This window comes from Tahibacter amnicola (genome assembly GCF_025398735.1).
Classification (GTDB): domain Bacteria; phylum Pseudomonadota; class Gammaproteobacteria; order Xanthomonadales; family Rhodanobacteraceae; genus Tahibacter; species Tahibacter amnicola.
On record NZ_CP104694.1, the window covers coordinates 1,265,001 to 1,288,217 of the forward strand.

Genomic DNA, 23,217 nt, shown 5'->3' on the forward strand with positions numbered 1-23,217 from the left:
AGCCGCAAGGCGAAGCTCTTGATCGAAGCCCCAGTAAACGGCGGCCGTAACTATAACGGTCCTAAGGTAGCGAAATTCCTTGTCGGGTAAGTTCCGACCTGCACGAATGGCGTAACGACAGCGGCGCTGTCTCCACCCGAGACTCAGTGAAATTGAAATCGCTGTGAAGATGCAGCGTTCCCGCGGCAAGACGGAAAGACCCCGTGAACCTTTACTATAGCTTTACACTGAACGTTGAGTTCGTCTGTGTAGGATAGGTGGGAGGCTTTGAAGTGTCGGCGCTAGCTGGCATGGAGCCATCCTTGAAATACCACCCTGATGTGCTTGACGTTCTAACCTGGATCCGTAATCCGGATCGGGGACCGTGTATGGTGGGTAGTTTGACTGGGGCGGTCTCCTCCCAAAGAGTAACGGAGGAGCTCGAAGGTACGCTCAGCGCGGTCGGACATCGCGCACTGTGTGCAAAGGCATAAGCGTGCTTGACTGCAAGATCGACGGATCAAGCAGGTACGAAAGTAGGACTTAGTGATCCGGTGGTTCTGTATGGAAGGGCCATCGCTCAACGGATAAAAGGTACTCCGGGGATAACAGGCTGATACCGCCCAAGAGTTCATATCGACGGCGGTGTTTGGCACCTCGATGTCGGCTCATCACATCCTGGGGCTGTAGTCGGTCCCAAGGGTATGGCTGTTCGCCATTTAAAGTGGTACGCGAGCTGGGTTCAGAACGTCGTGAGACAGTTCGGTCCCTATCTGTCGTGGGCGTTGGAGGTTTGAGAGGGGCTGCTCCTAGTACGAGAGGACCGGAGTGGACGATTCTCTGGTGTTCCGGTTGTCACGCCAGTGGCACTGCCGGGTAGCTATAATCGGAAGCGATAACCGCTGAAAGCATCTAAGCGGGAAGCGCGCCTCAAGATGAGACCTCCCGGAGCTTAAGCTCCCTAAAGGGCCCAGGTAGACTACCTGGTTGATAGGTTGGGTGTGTATCGCAGTAATGCCGAGCTAACCAATACTAATGACCCGTGCGGCTTGATCATATAACTCCAAGACGCTTCGCTAGCTTCAACACACCGTTCTAGCTCGCAAGTCCCAACTCTGTTCACATCCCAAGTCACAACGCCGAGTCCGCGCATAACTGCGCGACTCCAACGTCTCCCTGGCGGCCATAGCGGTTTGGTACCACCCGATCCCTTCTCGAACTCGGAAGTGAAACGAACCCGCGCCGATGGTAGTGTGCATCCGCATGCAAGAGTAGGTCACTGCCAGGGCCTTATCGCTCAAAAGGCGTCTCCGTTAGGAGACGCCTTTTGTCTTTTTCCGGCCGGCTCGTTCCCCGTGCGTAGACGTCGGATCTAAGCGTCTGCCGACGCATGTTCGCAGCGGTCGACCACCGCTCCGCAGGGCGGAGTCGCTCAGACCGAATACCAGCACCGCGGTCACGTGTGGTGTTACCGACCGGTCGGTGGCACTCCTGTCGATCGCCAACGACGAACGTCTCAGTCAATCCCCCCGCCATGCGCCAAATGAGGGCTGCACGACAGCGGAGCGATCTGCTAAGCGCCAAAGGGGGGGCGTTACAAGCAAATGGGCGAGACGTGCCTCACGTCGCACGAGCGTAGCGTGGTCGCCCCGACGTTTGCGGACCGTCGCGCTACAGCGTTCCCAAAAAGTCCACGCGTAACGCGTAACTCCCCGGGAGAACTCCAGAGCGCTAATGCATTGGTCAGTACTCTTCAACGGGCAAAGTCGTCGAGACTGATAAGGTGCGAAATGCCGGCAGTCGCGTGGTGCAGCCGGTCTGAACGCCGTCGGCGAGAGCGGGAATTCACCGGCACCTCCATTCAGGCGTCGAGCCGGCGAGCGGCAATCCTGCTGCGTCCCCGGGCTGGGCGTCGCGCCGTTCTTGCGGACTCGATCGCAAAAAAAACGCCGGCAAAAAGCCGGCGTTTCTCAACCTGGTCGGACAGCACACTCAGTCGAGAGCGTATCCGAACTGCTGGCGGAACTGATCGGCAAACTCGTCGTAGGTGAAGCGCTGGTTCTGTGTGCCAGGATGTTCAACCTTCAGCGCCCCCATGAGCGACGCCACGCGGCCGACGGTGGACCAATCCATGTCGCGCATCATCCCGAAGATGAGCCCCGCCCGGTAGGCATCGCCACAGCCCGTCGGATCCGAAACCCGACGCTCGTGCGCCGGCGGGATGTCGAAGGTTTCGCCGCGCGTGTGGATGAGCGAACCCTTCGGACCACGCGTGACGATATACGCCTTCACACGATCGGCAATTTGCTCCGGGCTCCAGCCCGTCCGCTCCTGGAGCAGCTGCGACTCGTAGTCATTGACGGTCACGTACTGGGCTTTCTCGATAAAGGCGCGGAACTCCTCGCCGTTGAACAGCGGCATGGCCTGGCCGGGATCGAAAATGAAAGGAATGTCCCGCTCGGCGAAGTCCTGCGCATGCTGCAGCATGGCGTCGCGGCCGTCCGGCGCCACGATGCCGAACGTCACATCCGCCACGTCACGCACGCGATTTTCGAACGATCGCATCATCGCGCCGGGATGGAAGGCGGTGATCTGGTTGTCGTCCAGGTCGGTCGTGATGAAGGCCTGCGCGGTGTAGAGGTCTTCCAATTCCTTGACGTGGTCCAGGCGGATTCCGCAACGCGTGAAATGCTCGCGATAGGGCGCGAAGTCCTGGCCTACGGTTGCCATGGGAATTGGATTCTCGCCGAGCAGCTTCAGGTTGTAGGCGATATTCCCGGCGCAGCCGCCGAATTCCTTGCGCATGCGCGGAACCAGGAAGGCCACATTCAGGATATGCACTTTGTCCGGAAGGATGTGATTCTTGAACTGGTCCTGGAACACCATGATGGTGTCGTACGCGAGCGAGCCGCAGATCAATGCAGACATGGAGCCGAAATCCTGGTTCTGGAGATGGGGCGATACCGCCCGGCCGGGCGGAGGGCGCGCATTGTCGCAGATTCAGCGCGAACGCGTGGATAGCCCGGGGCCCATGGCGCCGCCGATGGCTGGGGTCCGGCTGTCAGAATCCGCCGCCGTCTCGCAGGTAGGCCTCTTCGGCGGCCGTGTCGGCCCGGCCCAGTGCGCGGTTGCGGTGGGGGAATCGCCCGAAGCGGTGGATGACGTCCGCGTGCCGCCGCGCGTAGTCGAGAAAGCCTTCGAACTGACTGCGCTCGGCCGGGGGCGCGTCTGCAAGCAGGGCGGTGAACGCCTCGACACTGCGTGCCTGCAGACCGCCATCCTCGGCGTGTTCCAGCGGCAGGTACGCAAATACCCGTTGAACAGGCGGCAAAGCCAGATCCCACCCCTTGTCGATGCCTGACAACGCCACGCGTTGAGCCAGTGAATCACCGGCAAACGCGAGCGCGGTGCCGCGGTAGATATTGCGGGGGAACTGGTCCAGCACCAGGAGCAGAGCCAGCCAACCTCTCGGCTCGGCCGCCCAGTCCGCGCGAAGCCCTTGACGGGCGGCCGTAACGTGTTCCGCGAAGCGGTCGCGGATCGCCTCATCAAATCCGGCATCGGAGCGGAACCAGCGTCGGCTGACAGCGTCCTGGGATTCCCCTTCGGCTGGTAGAAACCAGAAGCCGAGAATGGCGTCGATGGTCGTGTCCGTCATGGGCTGCTGTCTGGCGATAGGGTCTGGCACCATGTATGCACCGATGGTCCGCAGATCAAGCCGTAATGTAGAGAGCGCCGCTTCCTTCCGGGAATCCAGCCGCCGATGGCCACTCCGCTTGCCGAAGCCATTCGATTCGTCCGCCGGGTCTACCGGCTGCGGATGCTCGGCCTCGGCTTGGGAGTGCTGTGCGCGGGAGCGGTACTTTACGAACAGCGGGCCGGCCCGATCTGGTGGATCCTCCTGTTCGTCAACGGCTACGTCTGGCCCCATCTGGCGTACTGGCGGGCGCGGCGGGCCGCCGCGCCGGAAAACGCCGAGCGGGAAAACCTGGTGATCGATTCCGCCTTCGGCGGATTCTGGATCGCGGTCATGGCGTTCAATGCGCTGCCGAGCGCGCTCTACGTGACGATGCTGGGCGTCGACAAGATTGCCGTCGGCGGGCCCAGGCTCTGGCGCCAGGCTGTGATTTCCCAGGCGCTGGCCACCCTGGTGACGTCGGCGGCACTCGGTTTCCCGTTCGCACCGGCCACCTCGATGGAAGTCGTGCTGGCGTGCCTGCCCTTCATGGTCAGCTATCCAACGGCTATCGGACTCGCCGCATACACATTGGCCCACACCGTCCGTCGCCAGAACCGCCTGCTGGATGAGCTCAACCGGATCGATTCGCTCACCGGCCTGCCCAATCGCAAGCATTGGAACGAGGCGGTTGCCGTGGAATTGCGGCGGCATCATCGCAATGGCCGCCCCGCGGCATTGCTCATGCTCGACGTCGATCATTTCAAGCTGATCAACGATGAATACGGCCATGCGGCAGGCGACACAGTGCTGCGCTGCGTCGCGGATGTGCTGCGCCGGTGCGTGCGTGACATCGATACGCCGGGACGGTTCGGCGGCGATGAGTTCGGCGTGGTCCTGGCGGAAACGACGGCTACGCAGGCTGCCGAAATTGCGGAGCGGATCCGCAGTCTGGTTGCGACGGAAACCCGCCTCGGAAACGGGTTGCCCGGCGCTACGGTGAGCGTTGGTGTCGCCACCGCCTCACCCGTGATCGGCGACCTGCGGATGTGGATGGAAGCGGCTGACGCGGCCCTCTATGCGGCCAAGCATGCGGGGCGGAACCGCGTTGAGCCCTTGCCGGCTGCGGCAAAGGCGGCGCTGGCGATGGACTCGTGAAGTCCGGGCCGTCCCTGGCCCCAGGGGCGATCCCTGCACGGTGAGCAACTACTTGCGCAGTTTCAGTGCGCGCGTGTCGACGTCAGTGACGCCCTTGACGTTCTTGGCGATGGTGATCGCCTTGTCGATGGCGACCTGGTTGTCGAGCACGCCGGCCAGGGTGACCACGCCGTTGATGGTCGTGACGTTGATATCGGTGCCCTTGACCGCCGAATCGGCCAACAGCTCGGTCTTCACCTTGGTGGTGATCCAGGTGTCGCCCATCGGCTGGCTGGAGTCGTGATCATTGTCGTGCTTGACCTGTTCCTGGCGGTCCTTGGCGTCGGTCTTGGGCGGATCATTCGCCCAGACCGCGATCGAGGTAACGCCAAGAAGCAGCGCGGCAGCGGACTTCGCGATGAACGGAATGCGCATGGTTGGTCTCCTTGGTGGGGTTGCGCGATCGACCGCTTCTCCGGTCGACACATCGGATCTCCCTACAAGGGATGTGCCAGCTACAATTCAATACAGATCAACGTGTTGCGCGATGGTGGATGCGGCAGAATGCACGTGTCCGCCGGTCAGGCTCGTGCAAGATGCCCTGGCATCGTGCACTACCACTCGGTGCGATGCGGCAGCAGGCCTTTCAATTCTGCCGGTGTCAGGTTGCGCCACTGGCCGAGCTTGAGATTGCCCAGCTTGATATTGACGATGCGGACGCGCCGCAACTGTTTGACCCGGTAGCCGAAGGCGGCGGCCATCAACCGGATCTGGCGGTTCAGTCCCTGGGTCAGAATGATGCGGAAGCCAAACTTGCCCAGCTTGTACGCCTTGCAGGGCTTGGTCATCTGGCCATGGATGCGCACGCCCCGGGCCATGCCGAGCAGGAATTCATCGGTCACCGGCTTGTTCACCGCGACCAGATACTCCTTCTCGTGCCGGTTCTCCGAACGCAGGATTTCATTGACGATATCCCCGTTGTTCGTGAGCAGGATCAGGCCTTCGGAATCCTTGTCGAGTCGACCGATCGGGAAAATACGTTCCCGGTGATCGATGAAATCGATGATGTTGTCTTTCACCGTCGATTCGGTCGTACAGGTGACGCCGACTGGCTTGTTCAGCGCGATATACACCGATTTTGCGCCGCCACGCTGGTTCTTCAGGCGCAGCAGCTCGCCGTCGACGCGCACTTCGGCGCCGTCCTCGACCACGCCGCCCACGGCCGCCTTCCTGCCGTCCACCGTCACCCGCCCGGCTTCGATCAGCGCGTCGGCCTCCCGGCGCGAGCATAAACCGGTATCGCTGATGAACTTGTTCAGACGCATGGACGCACAGCCAGCCAGTCGGACGGGCGCGAATGCTGGCACAGCCCGGCGCGCCACTCCAGTGACGCCGCGTCTATTCGGACACACGGTAGGTGTCACGGCCAGCCTGCTTGGCCCGGTAAAGGGCCTGGTCGGCCAGCTCCAGCAGCGCCGACGTCGACTGGGTGCCATCGCTAAAGGCCAGTCCCACGCTCGTACTCACCCGCACGGTCTGGCCGTCCAGCAGGAAGGGGCGCCGCATCGCCGTCACGATCTTCGCCGCCACCGCCGCCGCGTACTCGCGACGGCGCACGTTTTCGGACACCACCACGAACTCGTCGCCGCCCAGGCGCCCGACGGCGTCAGAGGTCCGCAGCGCGTCCGTCAGCCGCTGGGCAAAGGCCTTCAGGAGTGCGTCGCCGATGCCGTGCCCGAGCGTGTCGTTGACCTTCTTGAAGTAGTCCACATCCAGATACATCAGCGCGGCCTGGGTCTTCTGGTCGCGCGTGCGGGCGAGGGCGCGGGTGAGGCGCGCCATGAAGCCGGCGCGATTGAGCAGGCCGGTCAGGGGATCCTGCTCGGCCAGGTGCAGCAGCCGCTGTTCTTCGCGCTTCTGCGGCGTGACGTCCTGCACCATCGAGTGCACGCCAATGACTTCGCGTTCGTCTTCGTCCAGTTGCGGAATATAGGAGAATTCAAAAACGCGACGCTCTTCGTCCTGCGCATGTTCATCCTCGAAGACGATACGTTCACCCTGCAGTGCGCGCTCGATGTTGGCCCGGCGGCGTTCGAACTGGTCGGGGCTGAGGACATCGATGACCTGCCGCCCCACCACGCTGCGGCCTTGCGCAAACGTGGCCTCGTAGCGCGCATTGGCGAACACGAAACGCCACCCGGCATCCACGTAGGCGACCATCGCCGGCAAGGCGTTGGTAATCGTCCGCAGGCGCTGCTCGCTGCGGCGCAACGATTGCTCGGCATGCTGACGCGCGGTCACATCCTCGACGCTGCCCGCGAAGCCGGCGATTTCGCCGTCGACGACCACCGGGGCCGCCTGCACGTCGACCCAGAGCACGCGGCCGTCGGCCTGCTGGAAACGGAACTGGCGGAAGAACCGCCCGCGCGCGGCGACGCTGTCCTGCCAGGCGCGCTTGACTGCCACGCGGTCGTCGGCGTGGACAGCGTCGAGCCATCCGCTGCCGAGCGCGCTGCGGGTATACAGGCCTGAGAGGCGTTCATAGGCCGTGTTGACGTAGGTGACGTCGCCCTTGATATCGGCCCGGAACAGGCCGATCAGTGCGGCGTCGTTCACGGCTTCGAGCTCGGCCAGTCGCGCTTCTTCGCTCCGGCGTTCGAGACGCTCGGCCGTCACATCGTGGGCATTGCCGACGACCACCTCGCGCCCGTCGGGCAGCGACACCGAGCAATTGGCGTATTTCCAGTAGCGCAGACGGCCGTCGCGGTGCCGCAGTGCGAACACCCCCGTGTCCAGCCCATTCGCGCGCAGACGCTTCAAATAGCCGGGAAAGCGCCGGCTCATCGCGGGACCGAGATTCTTTGCCAGCGATAGTCCCTCCACCTGGTCCACCCGGTATCCCAGCGCCGTCGCGGCAGCGTCGTTGACCGCGAGAAGGCGCCCGTCCATGTCGTGGACGCAGAGCAGCGTGACGCTCTCGTCGAACGCGGCGAGCGCCAGGGATGTCCGCGGATACGCCGTGCGTGCACGCCCCTGTCGCCGTGCGAGCGCGAAATGCACGTGCCGGATGAGGTCGACATCTTTCTCGTCCGTGCGTACGCATTCGTCGATGCCGCGCGCCAGCACCAGACGGGCCTGCGCGTCGTCGCGCACGTCGACCGCCACCAGGCACAGCGTTTCCGGCGCATGCGCCACGACCGTGTCGATGACGGCCACCGAGCCGTGCAGCTCGGCCATGCCGAGCACGAGCACATCGACAGAGGGACCACCAGCGGAGACCAGGTCACCCAGCCGACAGATCGCCGGGCGGGCAAAACCGCACGCCTGGAGGCGTTCGACCAGGAGTGGGGCGCCGTTCTCGTCGGCGGCCAGCACGGCCAGCCGAGGCGCCGCGGATACATCGGAAACTTCGCCACGGCCGGGCTTTCGCATGCCGCATCGTATGCCGCGCGGCCAGCCGTGGGAAAGGCCAGACAGACGCGGCAGTAGCCTCACTCGGGTGACTGGCGCCACACCGACAGGAACAGGGCATCGAGCGCTGCGCGGTCGGGCGGCGTGCGGGCGCGCAGGCTCTCGCCAATCGCTTGTCCGGCGGCGATGGCGTCGACCAGCCACTGCCGTACCGCGGGATCCAGCGGTTCGCGCTGACCTTCCACGGCCAGCGTCTTGCGCTCCTGCAGCACGCCAATCCATGTACGCTCCTGCGTACTGGCGTCCTCGCCGGCCAGCAGCCGCGCGAAATCCGTCGGTGGCTGCGTCAGCGTCCGCGCAATCCAGCGGCAGCACAGCAGTGCGCGAAGGCAATAAAATACCTTTTTCAGCGTGACCTGATCCCCGGCCAAGTGCTCCGCATACATCTTGCGTGCGGTGGCCCAGTAGTGAAAGTAGGCGCGGGATGGCTGATAGCAGGCCGGCAGCGTGGCGCGCAGCGCGTCCATGAAGCCGTCGCGCTCGCGATAGACGATGGGCGAATCCAGCCACTCGCAAAGTGCGACATTGCCATCGGCAAACAGGCGCAGCGCCTTGCGCACGTCCCAGCCGGACAGGTCCAGGTCGCCCGGCAGCATGGCCTCGATCACGTCCTTGGGCTCGGCCAGTCGCAGGTACCAGTCGCGTCGGTGGGCATAGACGAAGCGCACGTCGTAGTCGCTGTCCGGCGAGGCAAATCCCCAGGCGCGGCTGCCCGACTCCACCGCCATCAGCACACGGATGTTCCGCTCGCGCTCCAGCGTGTCGATGGCCGAGCTGATCGCCTCGTCAATGGCGCGGGTCATTGCCGGCACTCCCATTGCGCCGTGATGGCTGCGAGGAGTTCGCTGGCCTGCGCCGGGTCCGTCGCGGCGGGGAGGTCCGATGCCGCGAGCAGCGGTTCGCAGCGGGCCATGATGGTCTGGGCCATGGCAAGAATTTCCGTGTAGGTGTAGCGCCCGCCGCGAACGTCGCGCAGCAGGGCCAGGTCGTCGCCTTCAAAGCGGACAATCGGTGTGGCGCGGGTCAGGATCGACTCTCCGGACATCAGCAGACGCAGGGTATGCTTGAGGTTCTTCGCGTCGTAGTCGACTTCGCCGCGTTCCTGCATCTGCCAACGCGATTCATTGCGTTCGCGGCGCCAGGTCCAGTAGTTGTGGTGGTCCGCCATGGCCTGGCGCCAGGCGCCTTCGTTGTAGAGCAGCAGGCCGATGTAGTCGGTCGTTTCGGCCTCGACGGGAATGCTCTCGCAGACGAGGTTGTCGCCGCGGAATACGCCAGCCGAACCGCCGCGATAGAGACGGTACACATCCCGGGCATGTTCCAGTCGCGCCACGCGGCAGCGCGACAGGTCAATGCCGCTGGCGTCAACGCGCACGGGACGGGCTGGCGGCGACGCATTACGGTTGCCGCGATCCTGGAGGATCAGGTGGCAGAAATCCTCCTTGCGCGGCGCTTCGACCGGTTTTGGATTGTTGATCCACTTGTTCTGCCCGCGCGCCTTCTTTACTTGTGAAAATGCGTAGTTCAGGTGCGCCTGGGCGCATTCGCGTGTGAGGAACAGGTGCCGGTGCGCCACAAGCTGGGCCATCCCGGGGCTGCTGAAGCGGACGCAATCGTCCGGCATGAACAACAGCTCCAGCAGATTGGGATTGCCTTGCGCCAGCAGCACCATGGCACGGCGCAGGCTGTAGAAAACCCGGTCGTTGCGCGCATCGGCGATCTGGTCTGGCGGTGCCGTGAGGTCCAGGTAACGCCGCATGGGGAAGACGAACAGGCCGCGGATGTCCTCGTCGCTGGCGGCCGTCGCCGTTCCGTAGGCGTGGCTGCCGCTGATGCAGGTAAAAAGGACGGCGGGATGTCCGGGACGAAGCAGACTGTCGATATCGAGCATCCGGCTATTGTGAAGCGTGGACGGCGGCGCGGAAAGCTCACGGCGGCGGTCATCGCAGGGTCGGTCCTAGCGGTTGCCGTGGCGCTTGGCGCCGGCCCCGGTACGCAGGTAGTCTTGGGCCATCCAGGCAGTTGCGTGAGCGATCCATGGCCAATCCCACGGTAGTGAATTCGGTCAATGCGCCGAGCGCCTCGCAGATCGCGCTGGAACTCGCCGCCGCCATCATCTCTTCGGGCCGGTATCCCATCGAAGGCGCCCGGCCGGACATGGCCGCGCAAGATGCGCTGACCCTGTACGAAATCATCCTGCAGCGTTTGAAGGATCGTGTCGCACGCCGGCATGAAGCCGAGGCCGCCAACCCGGAGGTGGCTGCCGAATAGGCTTTGCGTGGCGCAAAAGCGTACACGCCGGGTGCCGGCAGGCTCGGCCTATGTGGAGAGCATGCCGCCACAGGTGCCGGCCGGATGCCGTGTCCTGGTGCTCGGTTCCATGCCGGGCACGCGGTCGCTGGGGCAGCAGCAGTACTACGCCCATCCGCTCAACTTGTTCTGGCCGTTCATGGAAGCGCTGACCGGCGTTCCGGCCGCGCTCGACTACGCAGAGCGCCTGGCCCGGCTCAATGCCGCCGGCGTGGGGCTGTGGGATGTGCTGCGCGCCTGTGAACGGCCCGGCAGCCTGGACAGCGCGGTGGCGCGCCACAGTGAGGTTCCCAACGACCTGGCCAGGCTGCTGCGGGAGCGGCCCACGATTCGCGCGCTGGCATTCAACGGCGGACTCGCCTGGCAGGCCTTTCGGCGTCACGTGCTTGCCGGATTGCCGCAGGCCTTGTCCCGGGAAATTCCGCAGTTGCATCCCTTGCCGTCGACCAGCCCGGCACATGCGTCGGTCAGCCGGGCCGAGAAGCTGGCGCAATGGCGGGTGTTGCAGCCCTACCTGGAATAGCCGGCCCGGACGACGGGCGCGGGGGCTTTCGGTTATCGTCCGCGTTTTGTCGCGGGAGCCTCCGCCATGATCCGTGTGCCCATTCGCTGGCTGCTGATTCCGGCCGTCCTTACGCTCGCTGCCTGTTCCGACGGGGGCAAGCCGGCGGCGGCGCCGCCCGGCGCGGCGCAGCTGCAGGCACAGCAGCTGGCCGTGCAGGCCGCCGAGAAACTGAAGATGTACGAGCAGCTGCGCACCACCGAACGCTATGACCTGGCCGAAGGCATCGGCAGCGATATCGTCAAGCGCTTTCCCGGCACCCCTGCCGCCGACGAAGTGCAGAAGACCCTGCCGGCGCTGAAGGAGCGGGCGGCCGCGCTGGCCGAATCGCGCCGAATCGCGCGGCTGTGGACCTACAACCAGGTCAAGGAAGGCAAGGGCACGCAGTACACGGCCTACGTGTTCGCCCAGGGATCGCCCGAGCAGGAAGGGCCCGACCGTGTGCGGCTCGTGCTGCGCCAGCATCCGGAATGGGGGCAGAGTGTCTATCTCCTGCGCGACGAGGGTGGTTTCACCTGCGGACGTGACTGCTCGGTCAGCGTGCGCTTTGACGACCAGCCGGCCGAGCGGATGCCGGCGACGATTCCCCCCACCGGCGAGCCGGCGATGTTCATTGATCGCGACGTTGCGTTCATCGCGAAGGCGTCAAAGGCGCGGCATGTGTTCATCGACTGCGAATGGAAGGGCAAGGGCAAGCGCACCCTGGATTTCGAGGTGGCCGGCCTCGATCTGGCGAAGTTGCCAAACCCTCCGAAGAAATAATTCCGGAACTGAAAATGTCGACAATTCCCTTTCTGGACCTGCGTGCCGCCTACCTGGAACTCAAGGACGCGATCGATGCGGCCGTGGCGCGGTCGCTCGACAGTGGCTGGTACATCCTGGGCAGTGAGGTCGAGGCCTTCGAGGCGGAGTTCGCCGCCTACTGCGGCGTCGCCCACAGCGTCGGTGTGGCAAACGGACTGGACGCGTTGCACCTGGCATTGCGCGCCATGGACGTGGGGCCGGGTGACGAGGTCATCGTTCCGTCCAACACCTACATCGCGACCTGGCTGGCGGTCAGCCAGTGCGGGGCGACGCCGGTGCCGGTCGAGCCGGATCCGGCCACGCACAATCTCGACCCCGCACGTATCGAAGCGGCCATCACGCCGCGCACGCGGGTGATCCTGCCGGTGCATCTGTACGGGCAACCGGCTGATCTGGACCCGATCCTCGCGCTGGCGCGGCAACACGGCTTGCGCGTGCTGGAGGACGCGGCCCAGGCGCACGGCGCGCGCTATCGCGGCCGCCGTGTCGGCGGGCACGGTGACGCCGTTGCCTGGAGTTTCTATCCGGGCAAGAACCTGGGCGCTGTCGGGGATGCGGGCGCCGTCACCACGAACGATCCGATGCTCGCCGAACGCCTGCGCGTGCTGCGCAACTACGGGTCACGGGTGAAATACGTCAACGACGAACGCGGTTGGAACAGCCGCCTCGATCCGCTGCAGGCGGCGGTGCTGCGGGTGAAGCTGGCGCACCTGGACACCTGGAATGCCCGTCGTACCGCGCTGGCCGAGGCTTACACCCGGGCACTGGCCGGCGTTGACCTGGTTCTTCCCACGGTGCCGGCGTGGGCGGAACCGGCCTGGCATCTCTATGTCGTGCGGACGGGCCGACGCGAAGCGACGCAGAAACGGCTGGCCGAGCTGGGCATCGGCACGCTGATCCACTATCCGATTCCCCCGCACCGCCAGGACGCCTATGCCGATCTGGGGTTGCCACCGGGCAGCCTGCCACTGGCCGAACAGCTGGCAAGCGAAGTGCTGAGCCTTCCCATCGGCCCGCACCTGGAACCGCGGGCCGTGGAACAGGTGGCGGAAGCGTTGCAGCGTGTCTAGTTGACCTTGCGCGGGGCGTCGTCGCCCAGCGTGAGCGCGGCATCGACGGCGGCGGGCTGGTAACCGGCGATGACGGCATCGCCGACCAGGGTCAGCGGGGTACCCTGTCCGCCGCGCGCGTCGAATTCCTGCTTGGCCTGCGGCGAGGCGGCGATGTCCTTCTCTTTCCAGGAGACGCCCCGTTCACGCAGGTGGCTGCGCATTTTTTCGCAATAGCCACAATCGGGCAGGACATACATCACCACATCCTGTTTCGATACCGTCGCGGCGGCTTTCTGGCGATCGCCCGCCTGGGCGGCGGCGGTAAGTCCAAGGGTGAGCAGGGCAGCAAGCAGGGCGCGCAAAAGCATGATGTGGCTCCGGTAACGGCGATGCCGGAGTGGCACGCCTCCGCCCTGCGAGCGTGCGCAGGGCGAGGGAGTTTCTGTGGCCGGTCACGCCCGCGTTGAAGCGTGGCACGGCTGCGCCCGGCCGTTGCCGGAGGTTACGGTCGGCTCTGGACCGGCTGCACCGTCGGCTCCACGCGCAGGCGCGTGCCGGGGTCGTGATCCATCCGCGTGGTGTACTCGCGGCCGTTGTGCAGGTAGGTCACGTCGTAGCCGACGACCTTTTCGCTGACGTCTTCGACGGTGCGGCAGCGTGTCTCCGTACTGGTGACGACGCGTCCGCCGACGTGACGCTTGTCCATTTCGTGGCCGATAAAGCCGCCGGCGACGGCACCGCCAACGGTCGCGGCCTGGCGGCCCTTGCCGCCGCCCACCTGGTTCCCGATTGCACCGCCGACCAGCGCGCCGATCACGGTGCCGCCGACGTTGCCGTCGCGCTCGGGCAGGCGCTTGGTGACGGTAGCCTGCTCGCAATCACGCCGTGGCGTGGTGATTTTCTCGATAACCGGATGCACGCTGCGCACGTCGGCCCACAACGCGGCTTCGCGAGCGGCTTCGGCCGCAGCCTGCGACTGGCCGGAATACCGCTGCGCCGCTGCCATTCCCCCTACGGCAATCACCACCCCCGTGGCAATTCCCAGGATCAGTTTCGTTTCCATGACGTCTCCCTATGCGAAACAAAAACGCGCGCTGATTGCAGCTGACAGTCGCTGAACCGCGACCGCATCGTCGGTTCGGCCGAGAGCGAGGTCACACAATTGGCGTACGATTCGGACCTGCGTCGCGGTTTAAACTGTGAACTGCGTCACGCACGAGTGTGGCAGCGCGCAAAATCTGGGAGCAGGTGTCAGATTCATGCCATGGCCGGATAGCAGAATAGGCGCCTTTTCACAGGGGACCGCTATGAAATGGTTGTTGCTGGTGGCTGGATTTCTCACCATGACCGACGTGTGCGCCCAGAGCGCCCGCTTCGGCTCGCGCATGGTGTCGATCGGCGATCCGGTCACGCGCGTGCGTGATGTCGCCGGATCACCGGAGAAGATCGAACAGGCCGATGCGTCGGAAGGCGCGGAAGTCTGGGTCTATAAACGGAAAGGTCGCAAGATCCAGTTGTGGATGGCCAACGGCAAGGTTGTCCAGGTCGAAGACAAGAAAGACAGCGGCGACGCATGAGCGGACAGCCCCGGCGTCGGGCCGGGGCTGGGCATTGACCCGAATCACGCCCCGACGATCAGGATTCGATACGGATCGGCGTCGCCACTGAATTGGCCAGGAAACAGCGATGGTGCGCGGCCTCGTGCAGGGCCGTCAGTTGCGCCGCATCCGGCTGGCGCTCGCCACTGAACACCACCTTCGGTCTCAGTACGACGGACTCAAAGCGCGCCCGCCCGGGTTCGAACTCGCGCATGTGGCCCGTGGCGTCGTCTTCGTAGCTGTCCACGCACCAGCCGTCCTTTGCGGCCAGCGACAGAAACCACAGCATGTGACAGCTCGACAGCGCCGCGATGAATGCTTCCTCGGGATCGACGGCCGCTGCATCCGTGAGCGAAGGAGCGACCACCAGCGGCGAGGCCGCGGCGGCCACCGTGGCACCGCCGTCGAACTGCCAGCGGTGCGCCCGGGAATAGCGGTTGTCGACAAATCGTGCACCGTTGCGCTGCCAGCTGACGCTGGCGCCATGTTCACTCATGAGCCGGGTTCCTGGTCGGAATGGATAGGGTTGAACACTCCCAGGCTATTGCTGCGCCAGTCATCCGGCGCGCTTGCCGACAGGTATCGGCCCCAGCCGCAGGTGGATGGTCGCAAGGTAGATTTCCCGCAGAAATGCCACGAGGCCGGCGATCAGCGCGATCATGGCAGTGACGAAAAGCGTAGCAGCCAGAAGGCTCACGTTCACCCGTAACAGTGCGCCGGCGAACAGCACCACGATCACGCTGCTGATCAGCAGGGCGCAGGCCGTGACGAGGCTGATCGACCAGTTCATCAGGCGTGCACGCCGCGACAGTTTCGCCAGCTCGTCGAGGATCTCCGCATCGCGTGGTGGCGCGGCATTTTCCAGGCGGTCCTCCTGGCGTCGCGCACGATCCACCACGCGGGCCAGCCGGCTCGTCAGCACGCCGAGCAGGGCGCCGACGCCACTGAGCAGGAAAACCGGCGCGACGGAAAGCTGGATGACATGGGCAATGTCGTTGACGGGGAGGATGTCAGCCATGGAGACGGTCAGCAGGCGCGGGCGCAATCGTTTGCGGGGGGATGGTCCGCGCCCACTGGCGCTTGCGTGGCATCCTCAGTGCGCCACCAGCAGGGGCCGGTCGGCGTGCTGGAAAAGGTAGCGCGTCGCGCCGCCCAATACCAATTCGGTCAGGCGTGAATGGCCCCAGGCGCCCATCACGACGAGGTCGGCGCCGGCATCCTTCACGGCGGCCATCAGTGCGGCGCCGCGATCGGATTCCGCGGTGAAGGGGCGGAAGTTGGCACGTACGCCGTGCGCCTGCAGGTAGCGACGCAGGTCAAAGCGCGGCAGATGCAGGATTCCTCCATTGTTCGTCGGCGCCTCGCCATCGATGACGGTCACCGCTTCGGCACGCAGCAGGAATGGCAAGGCGCCGTGCACCGCGCGGGTGGCTTCGCGGCTGCCGTTCCAGAGCACGACGATGTGCCGCCCCAGCTCGTCGAAGACGACCCCTTCCGGTACGACCACGACCGGTACGCCGACCGCCAGCACCGATCGCGATACCAGCCCCCAGCCGACGGGAGCCTCCGCCTGGTGCTGCGCCCGTTCGATGACGATGAGGTCGATCCAGCGCGCCATGCTGGCGATGGCGTCGATAGCGTCAGCCTGGGCAACGGTCCAGTCCCCTTCCGCCGCGTTCATCGCCAGTAGTTCCTGCCACCAGGCCTCGGCACTCTGAGCGCCGCGGTAACGTCGGTCCGACTCGTGCACCAGTACGGCGACGGTTTCGGGAGAGGTGAACGCGGCCGGTGGGATTGGTGCGACGTACAGGCCGTGCAATCGGCCGGGAACGCGACGGCCCAGCGCCAGCGCGGCGCGGAATGTGGGGCTGTCACCGGCGTAGTGACGAACGTGGACCAGAACATCGAGCGCACGCATGGCACTGCTCCTGTCTTGCTTCCTCGTGGGGCTAGCTTATCGCACCGCCTCGCCGGAGGGGTTCGCCCGGTATGTGGCTGCGTTGTGCAAACGGTGCCCGGCAGGCGCCGGTTTAAACCTTCCAGCACTTGCCCGCATCCTCCTGCAGGCCTACCGTCGTTGACGAAAGCCGCAGGAGGAAAGACATGCTGACCGCAATGGTGTTGCTGACCCTGTCTTTGGTGGCAGTGGTGGTGCTGGGGGTGCTCGCGGTCGTGGCTGCCGCTGTCCTCGTGCCCGTGCTGATCGGCCTGGGCATCATCGGCGCGGTAGTGGCGCTCCTGGTGTGCCTGTTCCGACTGGTCGGATGGATCGTCGGTGCCGGCATTGCCGTCGCGGCGGCGGTGATAGCGCTGCCCTTCGTCGTGCTGGGCGGACTGGGAGCGGTCGTCGCGACGTTGGCCGCGGCCATCCAGGCCGCGTTGCCGCTGTTGCTCCTGATCGGCCTGGTGTGGCTGGTAGTGCACCTGGCCACCGCTTCCCGCGCGCCGCGCGAATCGCGGCCGTTGATCGCCGATCAGTAACCCTCGATGAACCGATGCCGCCGCGCGGGACTGCGCCGGCGGCGCCGTTTGCGCAAACCGTGGCGGGCGGCATGGCTGCGATTCAGTTTTTGCGCGCATCATTGGCGGCACGAAGACTCGCAAGGAGCCACCCCATGAAAGTCCTGCTTGGAACTGTCGCCGCGATCGCTCTTTCCCTGGGCATGACCTCCGCCCAGGCGGCCAAGATCGACTGTGAGCTGCAATATGACCTGTCGGGCTGGTCTGCCTTCTACAAGACCGCCAGTGGTGCCGGCATCATCCGTTGCAACAATGGCCAGACGATGAAGGTGAAAATCCGCGCCAAGGGCGGCGGCCTGACCTTCGGCAAACAGACGATCGAAGACGGCCGCGGCGAATTCTCCGAAGTGCACGACATCGATGAGCTGCTGGGAGCGTATGCCCAGGGCGGCGCCCACGCCGGCGTCGTCAAATCTTCCGGGGTCAGCGTGGTCACCAAGGGCGAAGTCTCGCTGGCTCTCGCCGGCACCGGTCGTGGCGTCAACATCGGAGTGGATTTCGGCAAGTTCGTTATCAGTCGCTGACCGCTTCACCGGGCGTTCTTCACCGGCGGATCCCATTCTTCCGGAATGGATCCGTCGGCGTATGTCGTCATCGATCTGACGTATCCGCCCCCTAGGCTCGCGCGGTCGCCGCTCCCTGCACCGCGGCCCGGGCTTGCCATGAACGCTTCTCCACTCCCCGCGCGGCATTCCGTGCCGACGCCCGATCTCTCTCCCGACCTCACGCAGTTGCAGCAGCCGGTCGAGCCGCTGACACCGCGCTGCACCGTACAGCAGGCCGGCGAACGGTTCCGCGAGCCGCGGCATGCCGCGCTGCTGTCCCTGCCGGTGGTCGAGCGCGGCAAGGTGCTGGGCTGCATCACCCGGCATGACCTTCTGATGCGGGTCTACATGCATCCCTACGGGCGCGAGCTGCACGGCCGCCGATCGGTCGCAACCATCATGAACGCCGACCCGGTGATCCTGCCCGTCAACACACCGATCGAGGCGGCCGGCAAGATCATCGGCGCGCGCATCCGCCGCCCGATCACCGAGGACTTCGCCATCGTCGACGCCGACGGCACCTACCGGGGCATGGGCATCGTTCTGGATGTGCTGCACGCCCTGGAGACCCGGCTGGGCGAGCATTCGCGCGAACTCGAGCGTGCCTGCCGCCACCTGCAGTCCTCGCAGAACCAGCTGATCCAGTCGGAAAAGCTCGCCACCCTCGGACAGCTCGTCGCCGGACTGGCGCATGAAATCAACACGCCGCTCGGCTACGTCCAGAACAACGTGGAGATGATCCGCCCGCTCCTGCAGGCGGCGGCCGAGTGGGTGGGGGCGGCGCAGGCGCTGATGCAGATCGGCGAAGACGCCGGCCTCGCGGTCGCCGAAGCCTGCGTGGAGCGCATGGCCGAGGCCAGCCAGGCCTTCGAACCCACCCTCTTCCGTGATATCGACGTGTTGCTGGAAGACACCCTCCACGGCGTCACGCAGATGGCGGACCTGGTGGGCAACCTCAAGGACTTCAGCCGCATCGACCAGCGCCGCAGCGACGATGTCGACCTGCACGGGGTCATCGATGCCGCCCTGCGCATCGGCGGGCACCTGTTGCGCAAGCGCCAGGTCGATGTGCGCCGTCACTATGGCGAGCTGCCACTGGTGCGGTGCGCCCCGGCGCAGATCAACCAGGTGCTGCTGAACCTGATCACCAACGCCGCGCAGGCGATTGACCACGACAAGGGCGTGATCGCCATCCGCACGCAGGCGCTGGGCGGCTACGCGATGATTGCCGTGCATGACAATGGCCGCGGCATCGCACCCGATGTGTTGCCGCGCATCTTCGAGCCATTTTTTACGACCAAGCCGACCGGGCAGGGTACGGGGCTGGGTCTGTCCATCTGCCAGCAGATCATCCACGCCCATGGCGGGCGCATTGCGGCAACCTCCTCGGCACAGGCCGGAACGCGTTTTGTCGTGGCCTTGCCGCTGGGCGGGCGTCCGCCCGGGAGCCCGGCATGAGCAAGCCCTGCCTGCTGCTGGTCGATGACGAGGCGCGCATCCTGCGCTCGCTGGCGCTGCTGTTTCGCACCCAGTACGAGGTGCTGACGACGACCGATGGCGTCGAGGCGCTGCGCTGGGTGCGCGAACGTATCGTGCATGTGGTGGTGAGCGACCAGCGCATGCCGGGTATCAGTGGCGTGGATCTGCTGCGCCAGATTCGTGACCATTCGCCCCGCACGATGCGTATCCTCCTGACCGGATTCGCCGACCTGGAGGCCGTGGAGGCATCGGTCAACGAAGGCGAGATTTTTCGTTTTCTGGAAAAACCCTGGAACGCCGCGCTGCTGATGCAGTCCGTCGCGCAGGCCGCCGCGATTGCGTGCGCCGAGTTCGCGGAAACGGGCGCCCGCACCGTGGCAACTGTCGCATCCGCGCGCGTGCTGGTGCTGGACGAGGATCCCGCCACGGCGGCTCTGATGGCATCGATCCTGCCGTCCGAAACGCCGGTGACGGCCTGTACCAACGTCGAATCCGCGCTGGCGCACCTGGGCGAAGCCGACTATGGGGTCATCGTGGCCGAAATCCGGCACGGATCGGACGATGTCATCGGTGCGCTCAAGCTGCTCAAGCAAGCCAGCCCCGGCACGCTGGCCATCGCGTGCTCCTCGCTCAGGGACGGACGCATCCTGATCGACCTGATCAACCAGGGCCAGGTGTTCCGTTTCCTGCCCAAGCCGCTGGGGCGCGAGCTGACACGCCGCGCGGTAATGGCTGGCCTGGAACGCCATGCCCTGCTGCGACGCGAGCCGATCCGCGTGCGCCGGCATGCGGTCGAGGCGCCGCGGGAGATCTCCCTGCCGGGCCGGGTGATGGACTACTTCCGCCGGATCCGCGACCAGGCGCGCCAGCGCGCCTGAGACACCCCGCCGCAGCGCGTATTCCGCACAAATTCAAACGATCGTTTGGATTCCCCGCGGTGCTGCGGTATCGTGGCCGCCGTTCCGTGTCCGGCGGTTGAAGGAGAATCCCATGGCCAGTGACAGTGCGCTCCCCCGCTACCACCTTGCCGAAGAAGTGGTTTCCAGCGCGATCCACGGCCTGGGCGTCGTCCTGAGCATTGCGGGCCTGGCGGTCCTGGTCGCCTTTGCAGCACTGCACGGCGATGCCTGGCACGTCACCAGCGTGGCGGTGTTCGGGACCACGCTGATCCTGCTCTACACCGCATCGACGCTCTACCACGGCATTCCCAATCCCGTGGCCAAGCCGACGCTGCGCACGCTGGATCACATCGCCATTTACCTCCTGATCGCTGGCACCTATACGCCCTTCACCCTGGTGAGCCTGCGCGGCCCCTGGGGCTGGACGTTGTTCGCGACGGTCTGGAGCCTGGCGTTGCTGGGAATTGCCTGCGAACTGACACCCCTGCGGCGCTATCGCGCGGCGGCGATATCGCTCTACATCGGCATGGGCTGGAGCGCGCTCGCGGCGATCGGGCCGCTGATGGCCAATGTGCCGACCGGCGGCGTGTGGCTGCTGTTCCTCGGCGGTGCGGCGTACACGCTGGGGGTGCCGTTCTATCTCTGGCGCTCGCTGCCGTTCAGTCATGCGATCTGGCATGCCTTTGTGCTGCTGGGCAGCGTACTGCACTTCTTCTCGATCCTGTTCTACGTCGTACCACTCGCTGCGTAGGCGGCGCGGTTGATGCCGGCGGGAAGGATCAACCCGCCGGCACCGGCCGTTGGCTACTTCTTCTGTTGCGCGGGGATGAATTCCTCACGCACCGCCCGGGCCAGCAGGTCCGGCGGCAGCAATCCCTGGTTGATCAGAAAATCGTTGAACGCCAGGCGGTCGAACTTGTCGCCCAGGGCGATCTCGGTTTCCGCGCGCAGTTCCATCAGGCGGGTGTAGCCGTAGAAATAGGCAGTGGCCTGCCCGGGGGCGCGGAAGGTGTAGCGGTCGATCTCCTGCTGCGCCATGGCGCGCGACAGGCCGACGTCAACCATCAGCACTTCCAGACCTCGTTCGGGCGTGATCTGGCCGAGATTGAGCATCGGGTCGAGGATTGCGCGTGCGGCGCGCTGCAGGCGTGCCTGCAGGGCGAAGAGCTGGCCTTCCAGCGGCTCGTAGGGCTTGGTTTCCGCCTCGGCGTACAAGGCCCAGCCTTCCACATTCACACTGTTGAACGCGAACAGGCTGCGCGGCAGCGACACGCCGCGTTCCACCATCGCGGTGAACTGCAGCTCGTGGCCCGGGCGGCCTTCGTGTGCGCTCAGCGTCCAGGTGGCGCCCTTGTGGCTGAAATCGTCATACCCCTCGGACTTTCCGTCGGTCGACGGATTGCCGGCGGTCAGCACGAAGGTGCCGCGCTCGCCCTTGTTGTTGATCAGGGCCGGCGGATCCATGTGCGGAGCCGGTTGCGCTGCGGTTTCGGCATCGGAGGCCATGCGCATGATCATCGGCCGTGATGGCAGCGAGATGATCTTCTCGCGCCGGATGATTTCCTCGATCTGGCCGATGACCTCGTGGTACGTGGCTTCGACCTTGTCCGGCGGCAGCTGCTCCTTCTTGAGCACCTTGATCACGTCGCGGTAGTTGCTGGACGGCAGCTTGCGCTGCGCCGCGATCTGCGAGGCGATGCTCTGCATTTCGTTGCGGATCTCGGAGAACGCCAGCCGTGCCTTCTTCACCAGTACTTCCGGGGGAATGTCGAGGCCGACGTTGCGCAGGTTGTCGGCGTAGAGATCCGGCGGCAGACGGAAGTCCTCTCGCGACACCGGTATGACGGTGGTGCGTACCCAGTTGTCGTAGTCCTTGAGCTGGGTTTCCAGGGCATCGAGGGCCTTGTCGGCGCCCTTGATCTTGTACTTGGCGTAGAGCTGGCGGATGCCTTCGACGTAGCGCGGCGTGTTGCCCAATGCCTGTTCGACCTGGGCCTTGACCGGTCCCAGCATGCCCGGCTTGCCCAGTTGCTCGGTGAAGCGCGCCTTAGCCAGTTCCGTGACGGGCGTGTAGCCCGATTCGAGTCCGACGTAGCGCTTGAGACGGACCAGGGCCGCTGCACGGCGCTTGGGCGGCATGTCGTCCTGCAGCAGCGCGAACTCGCCCTGGAAGATGGCCTGGCCGATATCGGTGTAGGGCAGGAGGTATTTCTGGTTGATCTCGCTCGAGGCGATCTGGCGTTCCGTGGTGTCGATAAGGATGTCCAGATCCTGCTGCACGCGCACGTCGGTTTCCGACTGGCGCTTGGCCTTGAGTGCCGCCAATGCCTCGGTGGCCGTCTTGCGGAATCGTTCGTTGACCTCGGGCTTGAGGTCGGTGACCGCCTGGTCGTACTCGGCAAGCCCGACACTGGTGGCGAACTCCGGACTGAATTCGGACAGCACCTTGAGCAGGGGCTGGGCATTTTCATTGCTGCGGGCGATCCAGTCCGAGGCGGCCGTGGCGGGCAGCGCCAGGACGAGCAGCGTGGCGGCGACGAGCTTGCGAAGTTGAGGCATGCGATGGGCTCCCATTGGAACCGCGAGTCTCGCCCTTCGCAGGCGTCCTGCAAATGTGCCGGAGGTCGCAGAGGCGTTGCCAACTGGCGCAGGAACAGGCAGGTCTTCCGGCAGGGGGCGGACCGGCCGGGCGGTCCGCTACTATGGCGGACCTCTTTCAGGCCGGCAGAATCCATGCATCCAGACCATGTCCTGCATCACGGCGGTTGTCACTGCGGCCGCGTGCGCTTCGAGGTGGAGGCGCCCGCGCAGATCGACGCGATCCGCTGCAATTGTTCCATCTGCCGCATGACGGGCTTTTTGCACCTGATTGTTCCGGCCACGCGATTCCGCCTGGTCGCGGGCGCGGAGCACCTGTCCGAGTACACCTTCAATACCGGTACGGCAAAACACCGCTTTTGCGGCGTTTGCGGGGTAAAACCGTTCTACATACCGCGTTCCAATCCGGACGGCTTCGACGTCAACGTCAACTGCCTGGATGCGGGTACCGTCGCGTCGGTGCGCGAGACACCGTTCGACGACACGCAGCGTGAGGAAAGCGAGGCGGCGATCCGCCACCTTTCCTTGGGGTGATCGGCGGGGACTGACCCGGTGTGAGCGGTGGGCGCCGTGCGGCGGTAGCGGCA

Annotated in this window: 25 protein-coding genes and 2 rRNA genes (1 of these 27 cut by a window edge); 14 read left to right on the forward strand and 13 right to left on the reverse strand. The window is 65.2% G+C overall.

Annotation, left to right across the window (positions count from 1 at the left end):
* Together N4264_RS05220 and rrf are read left to right on the forward strand one after the other, a co-directional pair.
* Positions 1-1,036 (forward strand): 23S ribosomal RNA (locus tag N4264_RS05220); it begins 1,837 nt to the left of the window's first position.
* A gap of 118 nt (positions 1,037-1,154) precedes the next feature.
* Positions 1,155-1,267: ribosomal RNA gene (gene rrf, locus N4264_RS05225) — 5S ribosomal RNA — on the forward strand.
* Between the two features lie 704 nt (positions 1,268-1,971).
* On the opposite strand, the gene N4264_RS05230 is transcribed toward rrf, so the two are convergent.
* Positions 1,972-2,907 carry a carbohydrate kinase family protein gene (locus N4264_RS05230; protein WP_261696014.1) on the reverse strand — a complete coding sequence of 312 codons (936 nt, stop codon included), beginning with the start codon at positions 2,905-2,907 and terminating at the stop codon, positions 1,972-1,974.
* A 133-nt stretch (positions 2,908-3,040) separates the two neighbouring features.
* Entirely contained in the window at positions 3,041-3,637 is a 597-nt protein-coding gene (locus N4264_RS05235) for a DUF924 family protein (RefSeq protein WP_261696015.1), read from the reverse strand.
* Positions 3,638-3,742: 105 nt separating this feature from the next.
* Between N4264_RS05235 and N4264_RS05240 the strand changes: the two genes are divergently transcribed.
* A complete protein-coding gene (locus N4264_RS05240) occupies positions 3,743-4,813 on the forward strand; it encodes a diguanylate cyclase (protein ID WP_261696016.1) in 1,071 nt (356 codons plus the stop codon).
* Between the two features lie 48 nt (positions 4,814-4,861).
* Here N4264_RS05240 and N4264_RS05245 read toward each other — a convergent pair whose 3' ends face one another.
* The 5 genes from N4264_RS05245 to N4264_RS05265 form a co-directional block, all read right to left on the reverse strand.
* The gene (locus tag N4264_RS05245; protein WP_261696017.1) at positions 4,862-5,227 is read right to left on the reverse strand and encodes a BON domain-containing protein; all 366 of its coding nucleotides are present in this window, start codon (positions 5,225-5,227) and stop codon (positions 4,862-4,864) included.
* Positions 5,228-5,406: 179 nt separating this feature from the next.
* Entirely contained in the window at positions 5,407-6,117 is a 711-nt protein-coding gene (locus N4264_RS05250; RefSeq protein ID WP_261696018.1) for a pseudouridine synthase, read from the reverse strand.
* 73 nt (positions 6,118-6,190) lie between these two features.
* The gene (locus N4264_RS05255; RefSeq protein ID WP_261696019.1) at positions 6,191-8,224 is read right to left on the reverse strand and encodes a sensor domain-containing protein; all 2,034 of its coding nucleotides are present in this window, start codon (positions 8,222-8,224) and stop codon (positions 6,191-6,193) included.
* Between the two features lie 59 nt (positions 8,225-8,283).
* Positions 8,284-9,066 (reverse strand): nucleotidyltransferase domain-containing protein, encoded by a 783-nt coding sequence (locus tag N4264_RS05260; RefSeq protein ID WP_261696020.1) that lies wholly within the window; start codon positions 9,064-9,066, stop codon positions 8,284-8,286.
* Positions 9,063-10,154, reverse strand: a complete 1,092-nt coding sequence (locus N4264_RS05265) for a DNA polymerase beta superfamily protein (protein WP_261696021.1) — start codon at positions 10,152-10,154, stop codon at positions 9,063-9,065. Before N4264_RS05265 ends, N4264_RS05260 begins: the two co-directional genes overlap by 4 nt.
* A gap of 146 nt (positions 10,155-10,300) precedes the next feature.
* Here N4264_RS05265 and N4264_RS05270 point away from each other — a divergent pair, with 146 nt between their 5' ends.
* From N4264_RS05270 to N4264_RS05285, 4 genes are all read left to right on the forward strand, one after another.
* On the forward strand, positions 10,301-10,534 hold the full coding sequence (locus N4264_RS05270) for a hypothetical protein (protein ID WP_261696022.1): 234 nt from the start codon (positions 10,301-10,303) through the stop codon (positions 10,532-10,534).
* Between the two features lie 31 nt (positions 10,535-10,565).
* The gene (locus tag N4264_RS05275; protein WP_261696023.1) at positions 10,566-11,096 is read left to right on the forward strand and encodes a DNA-deoxyinosine glycosylase; all 531 of its coding nucleotides are present in this window, start codon (positions 10,566-10,568) and stop codon (positions 11,094-11,096) included.
* Between the two features lie 66 nt (positions 11,097-11,162).
* Entirely contained in the window at positions 11,163-11,897 is a 735-nt protein-coding gene (locus tag N4264_RS05280; protein WP_261696024.1) for a hypothetical protein, read from the forward strand.
* Positions 11,898-11,911: 14 nt separating this feature from the next.
* A complete protein-coding gene (locus N4264_RS05285; protein ID WP_261696025.1) occupies positions 11,912-13,009 on the forward strand; it encodes a DegT/DnrJ/EryC1/StrS family aminotransferase in 1,098 nt (365 codons plus the stop codon).
* Here N4264_RS05285 and N4264_RS05290 read toward each other — a convergent pair.
* Together N4264_RS05290 and N4264_RS05295 are read right to left on the reverse strand one after the other, a co-directional pair.
* Complete coding sequence (locus N4264_RS05290; RefSeq protein ID WP_261696026.1) at positions 13,006-13,359, reverse strand: glutaredoxin family protein; 354 nt, start codon at positions 13,357-13,359, stop codon at positions 13,006-13,008. The two genes, N4264_RS05285 and N4264_RS05290, sit on opposite strands and share 4 nt — an antisense overlap.
* Before the next feature lie 134 nt (positions 13,360-13,493).
* Positions 13,494-14,054, reverse strand: a complete 561-nt coding sequence (locus N4264_RS05295) for a glycine zipper 2TM domain-containing protein (RefSeq protein WP_261696027.1) — start codon at positions 14,052-14,054, stop codon at positions 13,494-13,496.
* 244 nt (positions 14,055-14,298) lie between these two features.
* Between N4264_RS05295 and N4264_RS05300 the strand changes: the two genes are divergently transcribed.
* Positions 14,299-14,568, forward strand: a complete 270-nt coding sequence (locus tag N4264_RS05300) for a hypothetical protein (protein WP_261696028.1) — start codon at positions 14,299-14,301, stop codon at positions 14,566-14,568.
* 58 nt (positions 14,569-14,626) lie between these two features.
* Here the strand turns inward: N4264_RS05300 and N4264_RS05305 are convergent, their stop codons facing one another.
* From N4264_RS05305 to N4264_RS05315, 3 genes are all read right to left on the reverse strand, one after another.
* Positions 14,627-15,085 carry an OsmC family protein gene (locus N4264_RS05305; protein ID WP_261696029.1) on the reverse strand — a complete coding sequence of 153 codons (459 nt, stop codon included), beginning with the start codon at positions 15,083-15,085 and terminating at the stop codon, positions 14,627-14,629.
* A gap of 60 nt (positions 15,086-15,145) precedes the next feature.
* Positions 15,146-15,607: a DUF2721 domain-containing protein gene (locus N4264_RS05310; RefSeq protein WP_261696030.1), complete on the reverse strand. Its 462-nt coding sequence runs from the start codon at positions 15,605-15,607 to the stop codon at positions 15,146-15,148.
* Positions 15,608-15,682: 75 nt separating this feature from the next.
* Positions 15,683-16,507 carry a universal stress protein gene (locus N4264_RS05315; protein WP_261696031.1) on the reverse strand — a complete coding sequence of 275 codons (825 nt, stop codon included), beginning with the start codon at positions 16,505-16,507 and terminating at the stop codon, positions 15,683-15,685.
* Positions 16,508-16,692: 185 nt separating this feature from the next.
* Here N4264_RS05315 and N4264_RS05320 point away from each other — a divergent pair, with 185 nt between their 5' ends.
* The 5 genes from N4264_RS05320 (at position 16,693) to trhA (ending at position 20,783) form a co-directional block, all read left to right on the forward strand.
* A complete protein-coding gene (locus N4264_RS05320; protein WP_261696032.1) occupies positions 16,693-17,070 on the forward strand; it encodes a hypothetical protein in 378 nt (125 codons plus the stop codon).
* 134 nt (positions 17,071-17,204) lie between these two features.
* Positions 17,205-17,633 carry a hypothetical protein gene (locus N4264_RS05325; protein WP_425508311.1) on the forward strand — a complete coding sequence of 143 codons (429 nt, stop codon included), beginning with the start codon at positions 17,205-17,207 and terminating at the stop codon, positions 17,631-17,633.
* 138 nt (positions 17,634-17,771) lie between these two features.
* A complete protein-coding gene (locus tag N4264_RS05330; protein ID WP_261696033.1) occupies positions 17,772-19,112 on the forward strand; it encodes a sensor histidine kinase in 1,341 nt (446 codons plus the stop codon).
* The gene (locus N4264_RS05335; RefSeq protein WP_261696034.1) at positions 19,109-20,011 is read left to right on the forward strand and encodes a response regulator; all 903 of its coding nucleotides are present in this window, start codon (positions 19,109-19,111) and stop codon (positions 20,009-20,011) included. The genes N4264_RS05330 and N4264_RS05335 overlap by 4 nt, the downstream gene beginning before the upstream one ends.
* A gap of 112 nt (positions 20,012-20,123) precedes the next feature.
* Entirely contained in the window at positions 20,124-20,783 is a 660-nt protein-coding gene (trhA, locus tag N4264_RS05340) for a PAQR family membrane homeostasis protein TrhA (protein ID WP_261696035.1), read from the forward strand.
* 53 nt (positions 20,784-20,836) lie between these two features.
* Here trhA and N4264_RS05345 read toward each other — a convergent pair whose 3' ends face one another.
* Positions 20,837-22,591, reverse strand: coding sequence for a DUF885 domain-containing protein (locus N4264_RS05345; RefSeq protein WP_261696036.1), 1,755 nt, complete (start codon positions 22,589-22,591; stop codon positions 20,837-20,839).
* A gap of 174 nt (positions 22,592-22,765) precedes the next feature.
* On the opposite strand from N4264_RS05345, the gene N4264_RS05350 reads away from it, so the two are divergent.
* Positions 22,766-23,164 (forward strand): GFA family protein, encoded by a 399-nt coding sequence (locus N4264_RS05350; protein WP_261696037.1) that lies wholly within the window; start codon positions 22,766-22,768, stop codon positions 23,162-23,164.
* The last annotated feature ends 53 nt before the right edge of the window (positions 23,165-23,217 follow it).

What these genes read in the sequence shown, in the direction of transcription:
- N4264_RS05350 (WP_261696037.1), top strand. Translation starts at nt 22,766, where the DNA reads ATGCATCCAGACCATGTCCTGCATCACGGCGGTTGTCACTGCGGCCGC.
- N4264_RS05290 (WP_261696026.1), bottom strand. Translation starts at nt 13,359, where the DNA reads ATGCTTTTGCGCGCCCTGCTTGCTGCCCTGCTCACCCTTGGACTTACC.
- N4264_RS05270 (WP_261696022.1), top strand. Translation starts at nt 10,301, where the DNA reads ATGGCCAATCCCACGGTAGTGAATTCGGTCAATGCGCCGAGCGCCTCG.
- N4264_RS05305 (WP_261696029.1), bottom strand. Translation starts at nt 15,085, where the DNA reads ATGAGTGAACATGGCGCCAGCGTCAGCTGGCAGCGCAACGGTGCACGA.
- N4264_RS05230 (WP_261696014.1), bottom strand. Translation starts at nt 2,907, where the DNA reads ATGTCTGCATTGATCTGCGGCTCGCTCGCGTACGACACCATCATGGTG.
- N4264_RS05255 (WP_261696019.1), bottom strand. Translation starts at nt 8,224, where the DNA reads ATGCGAAAGCCCGGCCGTGGCGAAGTTTCCGATGTATCCGCGGCGCCT.
- N4264_RS05335 (WP_261696034.1), top strand. Translation starts at nt 19,109, where the DNA reads ATGAGCAAGCCCTGCCTGCTGCTGGTCGATGACGAGGCGCGCATCCTG.
- N4264_RS05320 (WP_261696032.1), top strand. Translation starts at nt 16,693, where the DNA reads ATGCTGACCGCAATGGTGTTGCTGACCCTGTCTTTGGTGGCAGTGGTG.
- N4264_RS05235 (WP_261696015.1), bottom strand. Translation starts at nt 3,637, where the DNA reads ATGACGGACACGACCATCGACGCCATTCTCGGCTTCTGGTTTCTACCA.
- N4264_RS05265 (WP_261696021.1), bottom strand. Translation starts at nt 10,154, where the DNA reads ATGCTCGATATCGACAGTCTGCTTCGTCCCGGACATCCCGCCGTCCTT.
- N4264_RS05250 (WP_261696018.1), bottom strand. Translation starts at nt 6,117, where the DNA reads ATGCGTCTGAACAAGTTCATCAGCGATACCGGTTTATGCTCGCGCCGG.
- N4264_RS05310 (WP_261696030.1), bottom strand. Translation starts at nt 15,607, where the DNA reads ATGGCTGACATCCTCCCCGTCAACGACATTGCCCATGTCATCCAGCTT.
- N4264_RS05285 (WP_261696025.1), top strand. Translation starts at nt 11,912, where the DNA reads ATGTCGACAATTCCCTTTCTGGACCTGCGTGCCGCCTACCTGGAACTC.
- N4264_RS05240 (WP_261696016.1), top strand. Translation starts at nt 3,743, where the DNA reads ATGGCCACTCCGCTTGCCGAAGCCATTCGATTCGTCCGCCGGGTCTAC.
- N4264_RS05325 (WP_425508311.1), top strand. Translation starts at nt 17,205, where the DNA reads ATGAAAGTCCTGCTTGGAACTGTCGCCGCGATCGCTCTTTCCCTGGGC.
- N4264_RS05280 (WP_261696024.1), top strand. Translation starts at nt 11,163, where the DNA reads ATGATCCGTGTGCCCATTCGCTGGCTGCTGATTCCGGCCGTCCTTACG.
- N4264_RS05260 (WP_261696020.1), bottom strand. Translation starts at nt 9,066, where the DNA reads ATGACCCGCGCCATTGACGAGGCGATCAGCTCGGCCATCGACACGCTG.
- N4264_RS05330 (WP_261696033.1), top strand. Translation starts at nt 17,772, where the DNA reads ATGAACGCTTCTCCACTCCCCGCGCGGCATTCCGTGCCGACGCCCGAT.
- N4264_RS05315 (WP_261696031.1), bottom strand. Translation starts at nt 16,507, where the DNA reads ATGCGTGCGCTCGATGTTCTGGTCCACGTTCGTCACTACGCCGGTGAC.
- N4264_RS05300 (WP_261696028.1), top strand. Translation starts at nt 14,299, where the DNA reads ATGAAATGGTTGTTGCTGGTGGCTGGATTTCTCACCATGACCGACGTG.
- N4264_RS05295 (WP_261696027.1), bottom strand. Translation starts at nt 14,054, where the DNA reads ATGGAAACGAAACTGATCCTGGGAATTGCCACGGGGGTGGTGATTGCC.
- N4264_RS05345 (WP_261696036.1), bottom strand. Translation starts at nt 22,591, where the DNA reads ATGCCTCAACTTCGCAAGCTCGTCGCCGCCACGCTGCTCGTCCTGGCG.
- trhA (WP_261696035.1), top strand. Translation starts at nt 20,124, where the DNA reads ATGGCCAGTGACAGTGCGCTCCCCCGCTACCACCTTGCCGAAGAAGTG.
- N4264_RS05245 (WP_261696017.1), bottom strand. Translation starts at nt 5,227, where the DNA reads ATGCGCATTCCGTTCATCGCGAAGTCCGCTGCCGCGCTGCTTCTTGGC.